At 67.4% G+C, this 340-nt stretch carries 1 protein-coding gene; it reads right to left on the bottom strand.

Annotated elements, in window-relative coordinates:
- Positions 1-340: DUF2220 domain-containing protein (locus F1735_RS34485; protein ID WP_167241556.1), on the bottom strand; the 340-nt coding region annotated here is incomplete at both ends.

Here is a 340-nt window from a genome sequence, read left to right as displayed (position 1 = left end):
GGCCAGGGTTTGCTGCAGCCAGCCGTACGACAGGCGCTCCTGCTCCATCCGGATTCGCTCGCCAAACACATCATCGCGCAGGGCGTCGAACAGCGCCCGTTCGTCGGGATCGAGCCGTGCTGGCTGCCCGCTGAAGCGCTTGTCCTGGTCTTCCGCGCCCCACAGCGCGCGGTGCGCCATCAGGGTCGCGCTGTCCATCAGGATGGAGCGCGCGTGAGGAACACTGGCGCGCAAGCGGTCCAGGATGGCAAAGCCGTGCGTGTCGATATCGCCCCAGTAATATACTGCGCGCGTGGCCAGCCAGGGCACATCGGCCAGCCGCTCGACCCCGTAACCACCG

Source organism: Massilia genomosp. 1 (assembly GCF_011682185.1).
Taxonomy (GTDB): Bacteria; Pseudomonadota; Gammaproteobacteria; order Burkholderiales; family Burkholderiaceae_D; genus Telluria_A; species Telluria_A rubra.
This window is presented reverse-complemented; position numbering and strand designations above follow the sequence as displayed.